General features: G+C 34.8%; 15 protein-coding genes and 2 pseudogenes. 14 read left to right on the top strand and 3 right to left on the bottom strand.

What is annotated here, in order from left to right:
• Window positions 1–9: 9 nt before the first annotated feature.
• Window positions 10–1,359: a TrkH family potassium uptake protein gene (locus tag U860_RS0127100; RefSeq protein ID WP_025150989.1), complete on the top strand. Its 1,350-nt coding sequence runs from the start codon at window positions 10–12 to the stop codon at window positions 1,357–1,359.
• A 38-nt stretch (window positions 1,360–1,397) separates the two neighbouring features.
• Here the strand turns inward: U860_RS0127100 and U860_RS0127095 are convergent, their stop codons facing one another.
• Window positions 1,398–1,781, bottom strand: a complete 384-nt coding sequence (locus tag U860_RS0127095) for a DUF3905 domain-containing protein (protein ID WP_050447513.1) — start codon at window positions 1,779–1,781, stop codon at window positions 1,398–1,400.
• Between the two features lie 100 nt (window positions 1,782–1,881).
• Between U860_RS0127095 and U860_RS36090 the strand changes: the two genes are divergently transcribed.
• The 11 genes and pseudogenes from U860_RS36090 (at window position 1,882) to cbpA (ending at window position 12,240) form a co-directional block, all read left to right on the top strand.
• The gene (locus U860_RS36090) at window positions 1,882–2,034 is read left to right on the top strand and encodes a hypothetical protein (protein ID WP_000240799.1); all 153 of its coding nucleotides are present in this window, start codon (window positions 1,882–1,884) and stop codon (window positions 2,032–2,034) included.
• Between the two features lie 229 nt (window positions 2,035–2,263).
• Complete coding sequence (locus U860_RS0127085; RefSeq protein ID WP_025150987.1) at window positions 2,264–3,340, top strand: putative 2-aminoethylphosphonate ABC transporter substrate-binding protein; 1,077 nt, start codon at window positions 2,264–2,266, stop codon at window positions 3,338–3,340.
• Window positions 3,341–3,359: 19 nt separating this feature from the next.
• Entirely contained in the window at window positions 3,360–4,361 is a 1,002-nt protein-coding gene (locus tag U860_RS0127080) for a putative 2-aminoethylphosphonate ABC transporter ATP-binding protein (RefSeq protein WP_025150986.1), read from the top strand.
• The gene (locus tag U860_RS0127075) at window positions 4,362–6,119 is read left to right on the top strand and encodes a putative 2-aminoethylphosphonate ABC transporter permease subunit (protein ID WP_025150985.1); all 1,758 of its coding nucleotides are present in this window, start codon (window positions 4,362–4,364) and stop codon (window positions 6,117–6,119) included.
• A gap of 21 nt (window positions 6,120–6,140) precedes the next feature.
• Window positions 6,141–6,935 (top strand): phosphonoacetaldehyde hydrolase, encoded by a 795-nt coding sequence (phnX, locus tag U860_RS0127070; protein WP_025150984.1) that lies wholly within the window; start codon window positions 6,141–6,143, stop codon window positions 6,933–6,935.
• 15 nt (window positions 6,936–6,950) lie between these two features.
• Complete coding sequence (phnW, locus tag U860_RS0127065) at window positions 6,951–8,048, top strand: 2-aminoethylphosphonate--pyruvate transaminase (protein WP_025150983.1); 1,098 nt, start codon at window positions 6,951–6,953, stop codon at window positions 8,046–8,048.
• Window positions 8,045–9,228 (top strand): annotated as a pseudogene (locus U860_RS32090) (saccharopine dehydrogenase C-terminal domain-containing protein). Before phnW ends, U860_RS32090 begins: the two are co-directional and overlap by 4 nt.
• 40 nt (window positions 9,229–9,268) lie before the next feature.
• A complete protein-coding gene (locus tag U860_RS0127055) occupies window positions 9,269–10,051 on the top strand; it encodes a DeoR/GlpR family DNA-binding transcription regulator (protein WP_025150982.1) in 783 nt (260 codons plus the stop codon).
• A 336-nt stretch (window positions 10,052–10,387) separates the two neighbouring features.
• Window positions 10,388–10,621, top strand: a pseudogene (locus U860_RS34350) (leucine-rich repeat domain-containing protein); the annotation flags it as partial.
• Window positions 10,622–10,862: 241 nt separating this feature from the next.
• The gene (locus U860_RS0127045; RefSeq protein WP_025150981.1) at window positions 10,863–11,492 is read left to right on the top strand and encodes a class II aldolase/adducin family protein; all 630 of its coding nucleotides are present in this window, start codon (window positions 10,863–10,865) and stop codon (window positions 11,490–11,492) included.
• 124 nt (window positions 11,493–11,616) lie between these two features.
• Window positions 11,617–12,240 (top strand): cyclic di-AMP binding protein CbpA, encoded by a 624-nt coding sequence (gene cbpA / locus U860_RS0127040; RefSeq protein ID WP_025150980.1) that lies wholly within the window; start codon window positions 11,617–11,619, stop codon window positions 12,238–12,240.
• 64 nt (window positions 12,241–12,304) lie between these two features.
• Here the strand turns inward: cbpA and U860_RS0127035 are convergent, their stop codons facing one another.
• On the bottom strand, window positions 12,305–13,075 hold the full coding sequence (locus U860_RS0127035; RefSeq protein ID WP_025150979.1) for a divergent polysaccharide deacetylase family protein: 771 nt from the start codon (window positions 13,073–13,075) through the stop codon (window positions 12,305–12,307).
• 337 nt (window positions 13,076–13,412) lie between these two features.
• Between U860_RS0127035 and U860_RS0127030 the strand changes: the two genes are divergently transcribed.
• Window positions 13,413–13,694: an aspartyl-phosphate phosphatase Spo0E family protein gene (locus tag U860_RS0127030; RefSeq protein WP_025150978.1), complete on the top strand. Its 282-nt coding sequence runs from the start codon at window positions 13,413–13,415 to the stop codon at window positions 13,692–13,694.
• 29 nt (window positions 13,695–13,723) lie between these two features.
• On the opposite strand, the gene U860_RS0127025 is transcribed toward U860_RS0127030, so the two are convergent.
• Entirely contained in the window at window positions 13,724–15,220 is a 1,497-nt protein-coding gene (locus U860_RS0127025) for an ATP-binding protein (protein ID WP_025150977.1), read from the bottom strand.
• Between the two features lie 193 nt (window positions 15,221–15,413).
• Between U860_RS0127025 and U860_RS0127020 the strand changes: the two genes are divergently transcribed.
• Window positions 15,414–15,860 (top strand): MarR family transcriptional regulator, encoded by a 447-nt coding sequence (locus U860_RS0127020; RefSeq protein ID WP_002170980.1) that lies wholly within the window; start codon window positions 15,414–15,416, stop codon window positions 15,858–15,860.
• The last annotated feature ends 143 nt before the right edge of the window (window positions 15,861–16,003 follow it).

Genomic DNA, 16,003 nt, shown 5'->3' with positions numbered 1-16,003 from the left:
AGTGATGGAATGAGAAAGATAAAAAAGTTTTTACAAAAATTACGTCCCGTGCAGCTTATCGTTTTATTTTATTTACTAGCGGTAGTTGTATCGGTAAGTTTGCTTAGTTTACCATTTGTTACGAAGCCTGGTGTGAAATGGACATTTATAGATGCGCTGTTTACATCTGTTAGTGCTGTAAGTGTGACAGGGCTTTCTGTTGTTACTATTTCAGATACGTTTACAACGGCAGGAATTATTGTTTTAGCCCTTATTTTACAATTAGGCGGACTAGGAATTATGGCACTTGGTACATTCGTTTGGATTATAACGGGGAAAAAGATTGGTTTGCAAAGAAGAAGATTAATTATGGCAGACCATAACCAAGGAAATTTGGCAGGTCTTGTGGAATTGATGCGTTCCATTTTAATTGTAATTATTTCAATAGAACTTATTGGAGCGTTACTGTTAGGTACAAGATTTCTAATGTATTTTCCGACTTGGCAAGAAGCGTATTTTCACGGTTTTTTTGCCGCTGTTAGTGCAACAACGAACGGAGGATTTGATTTAACTGGACAATCACTGATTCCATACAAAAAAGATTATATTGTTCAGATGATTCATATGTTACTTATTATTTTAGGTGCTATTGGTTTCCCAGTGTTAATGGAAGTAAAGCAATTCCTGAGTAAGAGGAGACAGCAACTATTTCGCTTTTCGTTATTTACAAAATTGACGACAACAACATTTTTTGCACTTGTTATTGTTGGAACAATTATGATTTTTCTATTAGAACGAAATCATTTCTTAGTAGGAAAGTCATGGCATGAAACTGTATTTTATACATTATTCCAATCTGTGACGACGCGAAGTGGTGGGCTTGCTACAATGGATATACGTGAATTGTCACAACCAACGCTTTTATTTATGAGTATATTAATGTTCATAGGAGCATCTCCAAGTTCAGTTGGGGGCGGGATACGTACAACGACATTTGCTGTTAGTATATTATCGTTATATACATTTGCAAGGGGCGGAAGAACAGTCCGAGTTTTCAAACGTCAGCTACATGAAGAGGATGTGTTGAAAGCATCTGTTGTTATGACGATGGGGATTTTATTATGTGCCTCAGCGCTCTTTATTTTATCCATTACGGAAAATGTACCACTTATGAGCTTAATAGTTGAAGTTTGTTCTGCTTTCGGGACGACTGGATTATCAACAGGTATTACTCCAGATTTAACAACTGCTGGTAAACTTGTATTAATCGTACTTATGTTTATCGGACGCGTCGGTATTTTGACATTTATTTTAGCTAGTGGTGGAAGAGAACAACCACCTCGCTATAAGTATCCGAAAGAGCGAATTATTATTGGATAGTATGAAACCATTCTACCTATGTTAGGTAGAATGGTTTTTTAGTCGTTAATTCCAAATTGAGGATGCATAAAGGCATCATTTTTGTTATCAACTTCGTTTTTTAGTAGTTCTTGATTTTCTTCTGAAATCCACCCAATATCATTTGTAGGGTGTATCCATTCTTTCCCAGCCATAATGGCAGGATCTACCTCATCACTCCAATTAGTAAGAGGGCTGTTTTCAGAATTATATTTACTATCACCAATAACAACGTCGTATTGATTTACAAAAGGTTGTTGCATTTGTTTTCCCGTTCCTTTAAATGATGGGAAATTCATTTGATGCGGGAGCGTTTCGTCTAAAATTGGCGATTGGATCGTTTCTTTCTCCTTCAAAGTAATCGCTCCTTTTTGTAATGATTTGTTCGTATGTAGTATTTCCATCTATAAGCTCTTATGTACTTGTTAACACTTCCCAGTAATAATTATTTTAAGTTGTATCAAACTAGAATAGAAAGTTATTTAGTGAGAGCAGGTGAGTACGTTGGTAAAAAGAAAAGTAAAACAAAATGCAGCAATTAATAATAATAAAACTCCGAAAGAAAGCTTACCAGATGCAGAATTTGCATTAGAGTATGAAGGAGAAAATAGTGCAAAGTATGCTAATCGTAATTCAAAAAAAGGTAAACAAAAATGAGGCGTTTTTTTACAAACGCCTCATTTTTTTGTGGGATTATAAAGGTTTTTTTAATTATTTGTAAATTTCGCATTTATTAATGGCAGAAAAATGTGAAAAAACATAGAAGTAGCAACGTATTACACAAAAACAAACAACAAACAAAAGATTAATGTTGGTTTAATACTGCTTTTACACTAGTTGTATATATTTGAGTTGTACATAAGATTTGTAAAAGGAGAGAGAAACAGTGAAAAAAACAATCTTTAAAGCTGTAGCAACTGGAATGGTATTTTCGTTATTAATGGGGTGTGGTGCAAAGAAAGAAGAAAGTGCTGGAGCAAAAGTGAAAGATGATAAATTATCTGGATCATTAACTGTTTACACAGCGATTGAAGAAGAGCTTGTACCAATTTATCTTGATTCCTTCAAAAAGAAATACCCAGATGTGAAGTTGAATATTGTTCGTGATTCAACAGGAGTTATTACAGCGAAATTGCTAGCTGAAGGAAAAAATACACAAGCAGATGTTGTATGGGGAACTGCGGCGTCTAGTCTATTAGCTTTAGAGAAAAAAGATATGTTAAAAGAGTACTCTCCTAAAGGAGCGGATCGTGTTCTTCCGCAATTTAAAGATGATAAGAAACCAGAAAAATGGGTAGGTAATACTGCATTTATGACGGGAATTGCAGTGAATAAAGAAGAGTTAAAGAAGAAAAATTTACCGATGCCAGAATCATATGAAGATTTAACGAAACCAGAATATAAAGGAACGCTTGTTATGCCACATCCAGCTTCTTCTGGAACAGGATTTTTAACGGTTTCTGCATGGCTACAAATTATGGGAGAAGATAAGGGCTGGGATTACATGAAGAAACTTCATGATAATATGGCAACTTATACTCATTCAGGTTCAAAACCAGCGAAATTAGCAGGTGCAGGTGAATATCCAGTTGGCGTATCGATGGTTTATAGTGCTTTGAAAGAGAAACAAAAAGGTGCACCTGTTGAAGTTGTTTTACCGAAAGAAGGATTAGGCTGGGAAGTAGAAGCGAACGCACTTATTAAGAAAGATAATGCAAAAAATGATAAATTAGCTCAAGCATTTTTAGACTGGGCAATTACAGATGATGTAATGAAGTTATACTTCGAGAAAAACGGATTTGCGACAATTAAAAATGATTATAAACTTCCAGATGGATTCCCTAAAGATGTAACAGAAAAGTTATACAAAAAGAATGACTTCAAATGGGCAGCAGAAAATCGTGACAAAATTTTAGAACGCTGGGAAAAAGAGTTTGGCCAAAAAGCAGAACCTAAAAAGTAAGTAAGTGGGAGAGAGAAAAATGAGCGAATATTTATCAATTCAACACATTCAAAAGCAATTTGATGCGTTTACAGCGTTAAAAGATATTTCTTTTACAGTGAAAAAAAATGAGTTTGTTTGTTTATTAGGCCCGAGTGGTTGTGGGAAAACGACGTTGCTTCGAATTTTAGCGGGGCTAGAAGAGGCAACAACAGGTAGTATAGCTGTGAATGGAACAGATATTACAGCATTGCCGCCTGGAAAGAGGAACTTCGGAATGGTTTTTCAATCATATGCATTATTTCCGAATTTAACAGCACTTGAAAATATTGAATACGGCTTAAAGACAAAAAAATATGGAAAAGCAGAAGTAAAAGAGAAAGCGCTAGCTGCGTTAGAACTTGTTGATTTGCTGAATGTAAAAGATAAATATCCTGCCCAAATGTCTGGTGGACAACAGCAGCGAGTAGCACTTGCACGTGCGCTCGCTCTGTCTCCGGATATTTTGTTACTCGATGAGCCGTTATCTGCTTTAGATGCAAAAGTACGTGAAAAATTGCGTAGAGAAATGCGTGATTTGCAAGAAAAAGTAGGAGTAACAACTATTATGGTAACGCATGATCAAGAAGAGGCATTAACGATGGCTGATAAAATTGTTGTAATGAATCATGCGGAAATTATGCAGATTGGAACACCAGAGGAGATTTATCAAAGACCAGCCAACCCGTTTGTGGCAGATTTTATTGGTTCTATTAATTTCTTTTCGAAAAATAACGAAGAACATGCAATTCGTCCTGAATATGTAACAGTTGTACAAAAGGATGGAATTAAGACAGTTGTGGAAAGTATGGAGTTTCGTGGATCTGTATACCGGACGGAAGTGCGGGTTATAGAAGAGAAAACACATCTTTATAATGAGAAAATTGTATTGGATATATTGGCATCGGAAGTAGAGGCAAAGGCTATTAGAAAAGGAAAGCCCATTCAAATCTCTTTCTCAGAAAATCATATGTTGTCATATGGAAAGAAGGTCATTGTATAGATGGAGATGCTAGAAAACTATAAGGTAGAAAGTACGAAAAAAAAGATTAAGAGAAGTATAGGAAAAGAGGAATGGATCCAAAGGCTCGTAATTATTGGCATGATTCTTTCCTTTCTTATCATACTTGTATTACCGCTATTACAACTATTTACACAAGCTTTTTATGATAAAGATGGAGCTTTCGTTGGTTTAGCGAATTTCAGTAAATATTTCACAACACCAACTTTAGTTCAGTCATTACAAAATACCGTATGGATTTCGGGCGCTACAACAATCATTTCAGTTGCATTAGCTTTCGCTTATGCATATGCAGTTGCTCGTACAAATGTTTTTGGAAAGCGTGTATTTCAATACGTAGCATTATTACCATTATTCGCGCCAACGATGATGCATGGTATTGCGCTTACCTATTTATTTGGTAATCAAGGGTTAGTAACGAAAGGGATGTTTGGTTTATTTGAAGGTATACAAATCCCTTTATATGGCCCAGTAGGAATTGTAATGGCTGAAGTCATGTATACATTTCCACAAGCGTTTCTTATATTATTAATTGCTTTTCAAGGCTCCGATTATCGTTTATATGAAGCTTCTAATATGTTAGGAGCGAGTAAAACAAAGCAGTTTTTCACTATTACTTTACCTAGTGTAAAGTACGGATTAATTAGTGCAATGTTCGTTGTGTTTACACTTAGTTTCACTGACTTTGGGGCACCAAAAATTGTTGGTGGGCAATATAATGTACTTGCTACTGACGTATACAAGCAAGTAATTGGGCAGCAAAATATGCCGATGGGTGCAACTGTCGGAATGATTTTATTAATCCCAGCTATTTTTGCTTTTGCAGTTGATCGTATTACGCAAAGAAAGCAGGCGAATTTCTTATCTTCAAAAGCAGTACCATACAGAATAACAGCTAATAAGAAAAGAGATGTAATCTCATTCATATATTGTAGTGTAATTACTCTTATGATTATTCTTTTGTTTGTTGCAGTCGGTATTGCTGCAAGTGTGAAAGTATGGCCATATAATATGAGCTTTACATTTGAGCATTTTAATTTTTCAAGTTTAACAGGAGATGGACTTGAAGCGTTTAAAAATAGCATAATTGTTTCAGCAATTACAGCGGTTATTGGGGCGATTTTAACATTTGTATTCGCATATGCAATTGAGAAAATAGATCAGCTACAATTTTTCCGGAAAACAGGTTACTTTTTCTCTATCGTACCTTTGGCGATTCCAGGTTTAGTGCTTGGGTTAGGATACGTCTTTTTCTTTAGTCAACCAACGATTCAAATCCTTGGACTTTCAGTAACGAATCCGTTTCATTCCTTATATGGCACAATTGCTGTTTTAGTATTAGTAAATATCATTCATTTTTACTCTGTAACATTCGTTACGGCAACGACCGCTTTAAAGAAACTAGATCGAGAGTTTGAACTTGTTTCGCAGTCTATGGGCATTCCGTTTTATAAAACATTCCTTCGAGTAACAGTCCCGATGTGTTTACCAGCAATTTTAGAAATGGTTATGTACTACTTTGTAAATTCAATGGTAACCGTATCGGCAGTTGTTTTCTTGTATGCAGCTGATTTTAAACTAGCTGCTGTATCAATTGTAAATATGGATGATGCAGGAAATGTGGCACCAGCGGCTGCGATGAGCGTACTCATTGTTGTTACAAATATTGTAGTGAGAGTTTTATATGAATGGGGAACGAAAGCTCTTCGTAACCGAACGTCGCAATGGCAAAAAAGATAAGTAAGAAAGGTGATGGATAAAATGAAAATGGAAGCAGTTATTTTTGATTGGGCAGGTACGACAGTTGATTACGGATGTTTTGCACCACTGGAAGTATTTATGGAGATTTTTCATAAACGTGGTGTTGAAATTACAGCTGAAGAAGCTCGTAAGCCAATGGGATTATTAAAAATAGATCATGTAAGGGCACTAACAGAGATGCCTCGTATTGCGAGTGAGTGGAATCGTGTCTTCGGACAATTACCAGCAGAAGCAGACATTCATGAGATGTATGAAGAATTTGAAGAAATTCTCTTCGCCATTTTACCGCGCTATGCGTCGCCGATTAATGGAGTAAAAGAAGTGATTGCTTCATTACGAGAAAAAGGCATTAAAATTGGTTCAACAACTGGTTATACGAGAGAAATGATGGACATTGTAGCAAAGGGAGCAGCATTACAAGGATATAAACCTGATTTTCTCGTTACGCCAGATGATGTTCCAGCAGGTCGTCCATACCCGTGGATGTGCTATAAAAATGCGATGGAACTTGGTGTATATCCAATGAATCATATGATGAAAGTTGGAGACACGGTATCAGATATGAAAGAGGGAAGAAATGCTGGAATGTGGACAGTTGGTGTAATTCTTGGCAGTAGTGAGCTCGGTTTAACGGAAGAGGAAGTTGAAAATATGAATCCGGTAGAGCTTCGCGAAAAAATGGAAGTGGTTCGTAATCGTTTCATTGATAACGGGGCACACTTTACGATCGAAACGATGCAGGAACTCGAAAACGTAATTGAACATATCGAGAAACAAGAACTTATTATTTCATAAAAGGGGCACGGGATCATGAATGAAAATCACTATTTATTACTAACGCCAGGACCATTAACGACAACAAAAACTGTAAAAGAAGTAATGTTATATGATTGGTGTACGTGGGATGTTGAATATAATACGATGGTACAAGATGTAAGAAATAGACTTGTATCATTGGCAACAAAGGAAGAAGAGAAATATACAACGGTTTTAATGCAAGGAAGCGGTACGTTTTCAGTTGAATCTGTAATTGGTTCTGTTGTTCCTAAAAACGGAAAGCTTCTCGTTTGTACAAATGGTGCGTACGGTAAGAGAATTGTGCAAATGGCAGAGATGTTACATATAGATGTGGTGGTCAGTCAAACAGAAGAGTGGGAGCCAACTAATATTATAGAAGTAGAAAAGTTATTGCAACAAGATAAAGAGATTACTCATATTGCAGTTGTTCATTGTGAAACAACAACAGGTATTATTAATCCAATTGTAGATGTATGTAAATTAGGGGAGCAATACGGAAAAGTTACACTGGTTGACGCAATGAGTAGTTTCGGCGGTATTGAAATAGATATTGCTGATTTGCAAATTGATTTTTTAATTAGTAGTGCGAATAAATGTATTCAAGGTGTTCCTGGATTCGGCTTTGTTATCGCAAAGCGTGAGGAATTGTTAAAGTGTAAAGGGCAAGCACGCTCATTATCATTAGATTTATACGATCAGTGGGAAACGATGGAAGAACAAAATGGGAAATGGCGTTTTACTTCACCAACTCATATTGTACGTGCTTTTTATCAAGCATTACTTGAATTAGAAGAAGAAGGCGGAGTTAGAGCACGTTACAATCGCTATTACAACAATCAAAAACTATTAGTGAACAGAATGAAAGAAATCGGCTTTAAGCCACTAGTAGATGAAAAATATCAATCTCCTATTATTACATCTTTCATTTATCCAGAAGGCGAATTCGAGTTTCAACGATTATATAACGAATTAAAGCGTGATGGCTTTGTTATTTACCCTGGGAAAATTTCGAAAGTAGATACGTTCCGCATTGGAAATATCGGTGATGTACATGAAGAAGATATTAATCGTTTAGTTGATAGTATTGCTAAAGGAGTTGTTATAGGTTGAAAGTATTTTGCTTAGGTGGAGCAGGTAAAATATGTCGTGAAGCAATTTTGGATTTAGTTCAATTTTCATCATTTGAGAAGATTACAGTAGCCGATTTTAATGAAGAAGAGGGTCGTAAAGTAGTAGAGTGGTTAAATGATCCTCGTGTTGATTTTGTGAAAGTCGATGTGACAAATCATGAGGATACGGTCGCAAAAATGAAAGGCTATGACATTGTAATGGATGGCACGACGATAAAGTTAAATGGACTGTCTACTCGCTGTATTGCGGAAGCTGGGTGTCACGGTGTGAACTTGAATGGATTTGGTGAAGAAAATGAATCCCATTCTATATTTGTTCAAAATGAAAAAAATGTTTACCTGGTTTTGGTATGACGCCAGGTGTAACGCAAATGATGGCAATGCATGCAGCAAACCAGCTAGATAGTGTAGAGTCAGTTCGTGTAAGTCACGGTTCGTATCGTCCAATTGCTTTTTCAGCATCAATTACAGAGACAACGACATATGAATATGATCCGCATTTACCATCGCGTACAGTGTATGAAGACGGTGAGTTTAAGCAAGTGCCTCCGTTTGCGCGCCCAAGAGAAATTGAATTGCCAGCGCCTTACGGTAAAACAACACAGTATATAATCCCGCATTCTGAAACGATTACGTTAGCAAAAGCACTAGAAAATAAAGGTGTCAAACTGATTGAAACAAGAGGAACTTGGCCAAAGCAAAATATGCAGCTCGTACGTGCCTTATATGATTATGGTATTTTACGTAATGATCAGATTGAAATAGACGGTAAAGAAATTGGTATTATGGATTGTATTTCGAAATATTTACTACAATCGAAAGAAGGACAAGAAACAGAAATTTATGGTTATGCACTTCATGTAGAAGTAATAGGTATGAAAAATAATGAGAAACAGCGACATGTTTTATATCATACACACCCGCTATCTGATGGATCAATCAAAGGATGGGAAGAATTAAGAGCCTATACGAGGAACGTCGGTATTCCATTTGGGATTGCTACAGAGTTAATGGCAAAGGGTGTTGTTAATAAAGTCGGTGTTTTAACGCCCGAAGAGGCTTTCGAAAATCCACAAATAATTTTTGATGAACTAGAAAAGCGCGGTATTCATATTCATGAAGAGGTTTTTACTGAAAAAGAGAATTATAACTTGGTATAAGCAAAGAATTTCATGAGGTAGATATAAATGGGGTGAAGCTATGTCTGTAGTAGGAGAAGAAAGAAAGCGAACCATTCTTGAAAAGGTAGAGTTTAAAGGGAAAGTGAAAGTTTCGGAGTTAGCGAGAGAGTTTGCAGTATCAACAGAAACAATTCGCCGTTATTTAGAAGAATTAGATCGTGAAAAAAAGCTGAAGAAAGTGTATGGAGGAGCTGTTCAACTTCCAGGAGCTGGGGTAGAGGCACCGATGTTAGAAAGAGAGATGCTGCATATAGAAGAGAAGAAAAGAATTGGTTATAAAGCAGCGACATTTGTGGAAGATGGTGATGTCATTGCTATTGATGATGGGAGCACACCACTTCAAATGGTTCCATACCTTGTTCATCGCAAAAACTTAACAATTGTAACAAGTTCATTTCCAGTAGCAACACAATTAATTTCTTCTATTAATAAAAAGATGTTTCATGGTGAAGTTCTATTTATTGGCGGAAAAGTATCTCCAAAGCATTCACGTGTGTCAGGATCTATTTCCCAGCAAGTTATCCATCAATTTCATTTTCATAAAGCGTTCGTTTCGATTGATGGATTGTTACCAAGTTTTGGGGTTTCCAGCTTTGAATTAGAAAAAGCGAAACTGTCAGAAGCGATGATTAAACTAGCTGAGAAAACATATATTTTATGTGATCATACAAAGGTAGGCGTAAAAGGGAATTATAGAATAGCGGGATTTTCTCGTATTCAACATGTCATTTGTGATAAGAAAATGCCATGTAGTTTTGAAGAAGAAGCTAAAAAGCATAACATTCAATGGACTGTTTGCTAGCCATCCAGCTTTTATGGATAGTTGGAATCACTTAACATAAATTTTGATATGATTTTGAATAGTGGGAGAAAAGATTTGTATTCGTGCAAAAAGTGGACACATTTTCTCATTTCCTTCATATAATTTACCAATAGAAAAAAAGTTGGCTGGAGGAAAGAGGGGACGGGAATGTCGGAACGGATATATAATAAACTTGTATTGTACACGAATATTTTGCAAAAAATCGGTGTTATTAATGAAAAAGAAAAAAGTGAAATTCTTCATACGATAGGTAAGAAGGCCCTTTGAATAAAGGGCTTTTTATTTTTTATAGCCGGAAATATAAATTTAATGTAATTAAAAAATGTAACATACTTAACTTTAGCAGGTAATCAAATTGAATATATTACACTGTTCTACTCATTACCTTTAAAAGATTTAGTATTAACACGTAATAACGTTAAAGATTTATCGGGCATTGATCAAATGAATCAATTAGATGAATTATGGATCGGGAAAAATCAACTTGAAGATGTGACACCACTTGCTAAAATGACTCATCTTAAAGTATTAGATTTACCTAATAATGAGAAAAATACGTTATTCTTTAATAAGAAGAATAACGTATTTTTTATATGTACAAGATTAAGTAGGTAATAGACAGGAGTGTTTACATGTGAGTCGCCTATTTTTACGAAGAGTGGTGAAACCGTATTGACAAAAAGGCTTTCTCATGTGATAATTCAATTAAATTTTTAGAATAATCAAAAAATAATCCTTTTACATAGAAAGGATTTGAACATTATATTAATATTACGCCGGGGGTGACGAAATGTTATTTTTTCTGAAGAAATGGAATGAATTAAAAGATGTGAAAGCAGAGTTGGCACTTCGCGATTGGTTTTATGGCACAAAAATTAGTTTATCGATGTGTACGTCAAAAGAGCCATTAACATTTTTAGTGAATGTAGAAGGAAGAGATAAAGGGTTATTTTCGGAAGAGGATTTTATCGTTGTAAATTGCATGTGTGAGCCAGTATTTGAGAACGAAGAAAAACCAGCTTCAGAATCTTTTATGCACGCGGATATTTATAAAAAAAGCAGTGCGGAATGTATTTTACAAGTGCAAACTGTAGATAGCCATTTAATGTCAGAGTTATATGGGAAAGAAGGAGAAGTAACATTTGAGAAACGCAGCGTGGAACGTGTTTTTGGAAAAGAAGGTATTACAGAAATGACAATTCCAATTGTAGAAGATGAAAAAAAATTCGCTAATTTATTAGAAAGTAATGTTCCGAATTTTGTTGAAGGCGGAGGGGTAGTTCTTGTTCATAATTACGGAATGATTGTGTGGGGGAAAACTCCAGAAGAAACGAAAAAATGGTTGGAAGGTATAGAGTATTTAATGAACTATCACGTAAAGCTTTTAATGATAAAAGGGGCAAAAAGTTCTGTGATATAAAAATTTATTAACAATGGTTATCATTTCAAATGAATGAAAGCGTTTTAAAAATAATTTTACTCATAAAATATAGGTCTCCTTATTATATATAGATTACATGTTGACATGTAAGGAGGAACATATTTTGCGAGTTAAATATCATTTTCTGCCGAAACAGCAGGTTACCTTTTGCAAAATGAATGATTCCGGTGAACGGGCATTGCAAATTATGAATGAAACGGGATTTCGAGCAATCCCTGTATTAGCAGAAGATGAGAAGAAATTCACAGGGATTATTTATAAAGTAGACCTTTTAGAAAAGAAGTGTAATAGCGGATTAGAACATGTAAGTACGGGAGATGTGCTGGAAGATTCATATGCGTTTATTTTTGAAAAGGATTCTTTTTTCAGAGCTTTTTATGTTATTCGTCGTCTTCCATTTTTAGCGGTTTTAAATGATTATAATGAATTTGTTGGTATTTTAACACATTCTAATGTATTTGATGTTATTGAAGATTCGTTTGGTATGCGAACAGGTGGGTATATATTAACGATTGCAACACAAGATTGTAAGGGAACGATTAAAGAAATTGGGACATTGTTAAAGGCATACAATATCGGTGGAATGTTTACTTTAGATAACGGTGATCAATATATTCGCCGTGTTATCGTAAATATATCAGATGAGTTAAATGAAAAAACATTAAAGCAATTAATTGGAAGAATAGAGAAAAAGGGATTTCGGGTGAGTCACGTAGATTATATTTAAATTGAAAAAGGTACTCATCTACTATGTGTAGATGAGTACCTTTTTTTAGTAGGGTATATGAATTTTATTTCGAAACGGGTGGTGGAGATAATGCTAAATCAGATAAAAAGATGAAGTCTGCATGCTCGCGAATTTTAGGAATAGAAGTTTCGATAACACGTGATGTAATTTCCCCTGGAGGGCCAACGTGTCCGATAGCTACCATAATGGGTTTTTCTTGAATTTTTTTTATGAGTAATTGGGCTTGTCTTGAAACATGATCTGCCGTATATACATCATCAAAAAATAATTGGTTTTCAATAATAGGCACCCCTAATTCTTTACCGATTTTTGGGACAACACTATTAGGGTTTGTTTTACTATCTAAATAAAATAAACCGTGTTTTTTACAGGCAGAAAGTATAAGACGTACAATTCTTTCATCAGCGGTTACTTTTGATCCCATATGATTGTTCATTCCAATTGCATGCGGCACTTCTTGAATTGCTTGTTCGAGTCGATTGTTTATTTCTTCATCACTTAAATCTGTTGTAATCGCTTTTGGTCCAAGCCATTCTTTCTTTCCTTTAATTGGCTCCATTGGCATATGTATAATAACTTCATGACCTTTTTTATGGGCTGCTATCGCATCTTCTTTAGTGGAAGGCAGAAATGGCATAACAGCAATAGTGAGTGGAATAGGAAGTGATAACATTTTATCCGTCCCTTTCATATTATTGCCGAAATCATCGATGACAATAGCAACTTTATTCGTATGGGCGTTTGCTTGAATAGGAAATAAGAAGAAGGGTACGAACAGGGTAAAAACGAGCAATGTAATAGTGTATTTGCGCATATAAGTATTTCCTTTCTATTTTATAAATCATCATTATGTTTTGCGTTTTTATATAAATTAAACAAAAAATGTCGAAGAAAAGTATATGGAAAATAGAGAACCCACTGTTTACTTGGTATTTATAAAAAAAGAAGATGAAAAAAATGTCTATTATTGCGAATGTATTTACAAAGATAGAATAATTTGTAATAATTCTCAAAGTGAGGGTAAAGATTTGTAAATTACAGGGAGAAAATGTTAAAATTTCTGATTCTTCAAATTTGAATGTGATTAAGAAGTTGAAAGATCAATGTAGAAGTGAAGTTGAGAGCATGGAAGAATACTAAGGGGGATATGGATGTTTACTGTAAAAAGGAAGTACACATTAGAAAAGCTTTCGCATGATATTCATATGAAACGTGAAGAAATGATTCAATCAGGATTGACAAGTGGATTAAATAGTATGGAGACAATTCAAGTTAGTCAAGAATTGGACAAGCTTATTTTACAGTATCAGCGTTATAAAGAAAAACAAACACCGAAATGGTTTTCAATTATAAAGGCACCTATTTTTCAAATAGGGTATGAAGGAAAATCGAGTAATTTTTGGCGAATGCTTGTGGCTGGTTTTATGAAATAAGTATAATTATCCTTTTGGGATAAGGATAATTATACTCTGTGTAATGGAATCTCGATATGAACTGTCGTTCCTTTGCTTTCTTTACTATCAATAAAAATGTGCCCATTGTACATCTCTACAATTCGTTTACATATGACAAGTCCAAGACCTGTTCCAGTATCTTTATTAGTAAAGAACGGATGAAAGAGGTGTTTTTGAATATGTTTTGGAATTCCTTTTCCGGTATCAATAATTTGCAATTGTGCGTGTTTTTCATTGTTTGTTACTACAATGGTTAATGTATCCCCAGAAGTCATAGCTTCAATTGCATTTTTGGTAATATTTAAAACCACTTGTTTCATATGGTCTTTTGAGCAACGTATATGAACAGGATGGTCTGGCAAATGTAAATGGAATATAATATTATGCAAATTCGCCTCAGATTGAATAATTACTGCTACCTCATTAAGAATCGTTCTTACATCATATGTTTGTTCAATGATGGCAGTTGGCTTCCCAAAAATAAGAAATTCGCTTACAATCTCATTAATACGTTCTATTTCTTGTTCAATCACTGAAAAGTAGAACTGATCCTGTTCATCTCTATATTTCTCTTTTAATAGAGCAACGAGTCCTTTAATTCCAGTAAGAGGATTACGGATTTCGTGAGCTGTACTAGCCGCAAAAGTTCCAACCAATTCAATTTTTTGTAGTTCATTTTGTTGTCTTTCTAGTTTTGTTTGCCGTTTTAATAACATATATTGAACAAGTAAAAATAAAATAGACATTAAAAATAAAGTAGCTGTACATTCTATTGAAACTAACCGGTATAAGGTTTGTTGATGAATAGGTAACGGAGAAACAGAGACCTTCCAGTTTAATCTTTGGAGTGGGATAGTAAGCATATTAGAATGCTCATCGCTTGTTTCATTATTATCATCGGTTAGAAAAACTACATCATGTTTATCAGTCACTTCGAAATGATATTGTGGTTTAATAGCATTTAAAGAGGATGAAATGTAGTCAAAGCGTAAACTAGCTAACAATAATCCAGAGAGTTCCTTTTGTTTATTAAATATTGGAGAGGCAATCATAATAGCCTGATGCCCAAGGACGCGATCTGTTATAACTGATGATACAGTTGTTTTCTTAGATTGTAATGCATCTTGAATGTACTGGCGGTCAGAGACATCAACGTGCGTTGATTCACCTTCGGATGCGAGTGTAATTATCCCATCTGTCGTAGCGTAATATAGACCAGAAAAACGTTCATCATTTCCATCTGTATCGTGTACAATCTGTTTAATTCCATTTATGTTTCCTGTTTCGGTTCCTACAACTTTCGCGAGCATTTCTAAGGCAGAAATAGCTTCACCAAGGTGATGGTCCAAATAGTCTCTATATAAAAAGAGAACAGTATGAGCAGATAGTTTGTTTTCCTGTTTCATTTGATAAGTGTGATACGAAAAAAATGTGGTACCAATCCCTATCGTTGGCAGTATAACAAGCAGTATGTAACAAACTATGCTTTGTAATTTGACTTTCAAATTTGGTACTCCTTCTTTTTTATTATCATTATATATAAACTATGTTAAAATTGTCATGTTTTTATTTAAGAATCATTTGCATTATATTAGGGAAAGGAAAAGGGATGAGTGAATGTTCATTCGGAAATTGTAATGAAGTACTACATTGCTTTTCTTTTTGTTGCGGAGAATTTAAGTGAAGGGTTGAAATGGTATGACATCAAATAATGAGCGAGAAGATATTTCTCAATCTTTAAAAGTATTTATTGCATTATCCCGTGTACATCGTTCTGTTATGGATATTACAAATAAATCCATTCAAAGTAACGGATTAAATCCAACTGAGTTTGCTGTATTAGAACTCCTATATCATAAAGGAGGCCAACCACTTCAGCAAATTGGTGAGCGTATTTTAATAGCTAGTGGTAGCATTACATACGTTGTAGATAAGCTAGAGAAAAAAGGGCTTGTAAAGCGAATTCCATGTCCAAATGATAGACGTGTAATTTATGCACAATTAACGGAGTCTGGAGAGAACTTTATTGCTTCTATTTTTCCAGGTCATAAGCAAGTTATACATCAGTCTTTTGAAATGCTAACGAAGGATGAGAAGGATGAATTACTTGATCTATTGAAAAAAATCGGAAAGTATGAAAAATGATGTTATGTTCCAAAGGGGCTTTGGATAAAGAAATCCAAAGCTTTTTTGTTTGCATATAATCAGGACAGTAACTACCGAATTTTGGTGAAGAATAAGAGGAGATTCGTAAGTAAGCATTGAATTATAGTAAAGATACATATAAC

Source organism: Bacillus sp. H1a (genome assembly GCF_000633475.1).
Classification (GTDB): Bacteria; Bacillota; Bacilli; order Bacillales; family Bacillaceae_G; genus Bacillus_A; species Bacillus_A paramycoides.
This window is presented reverse-complemented; position numbering and strand designations above follow the sequence as displayed.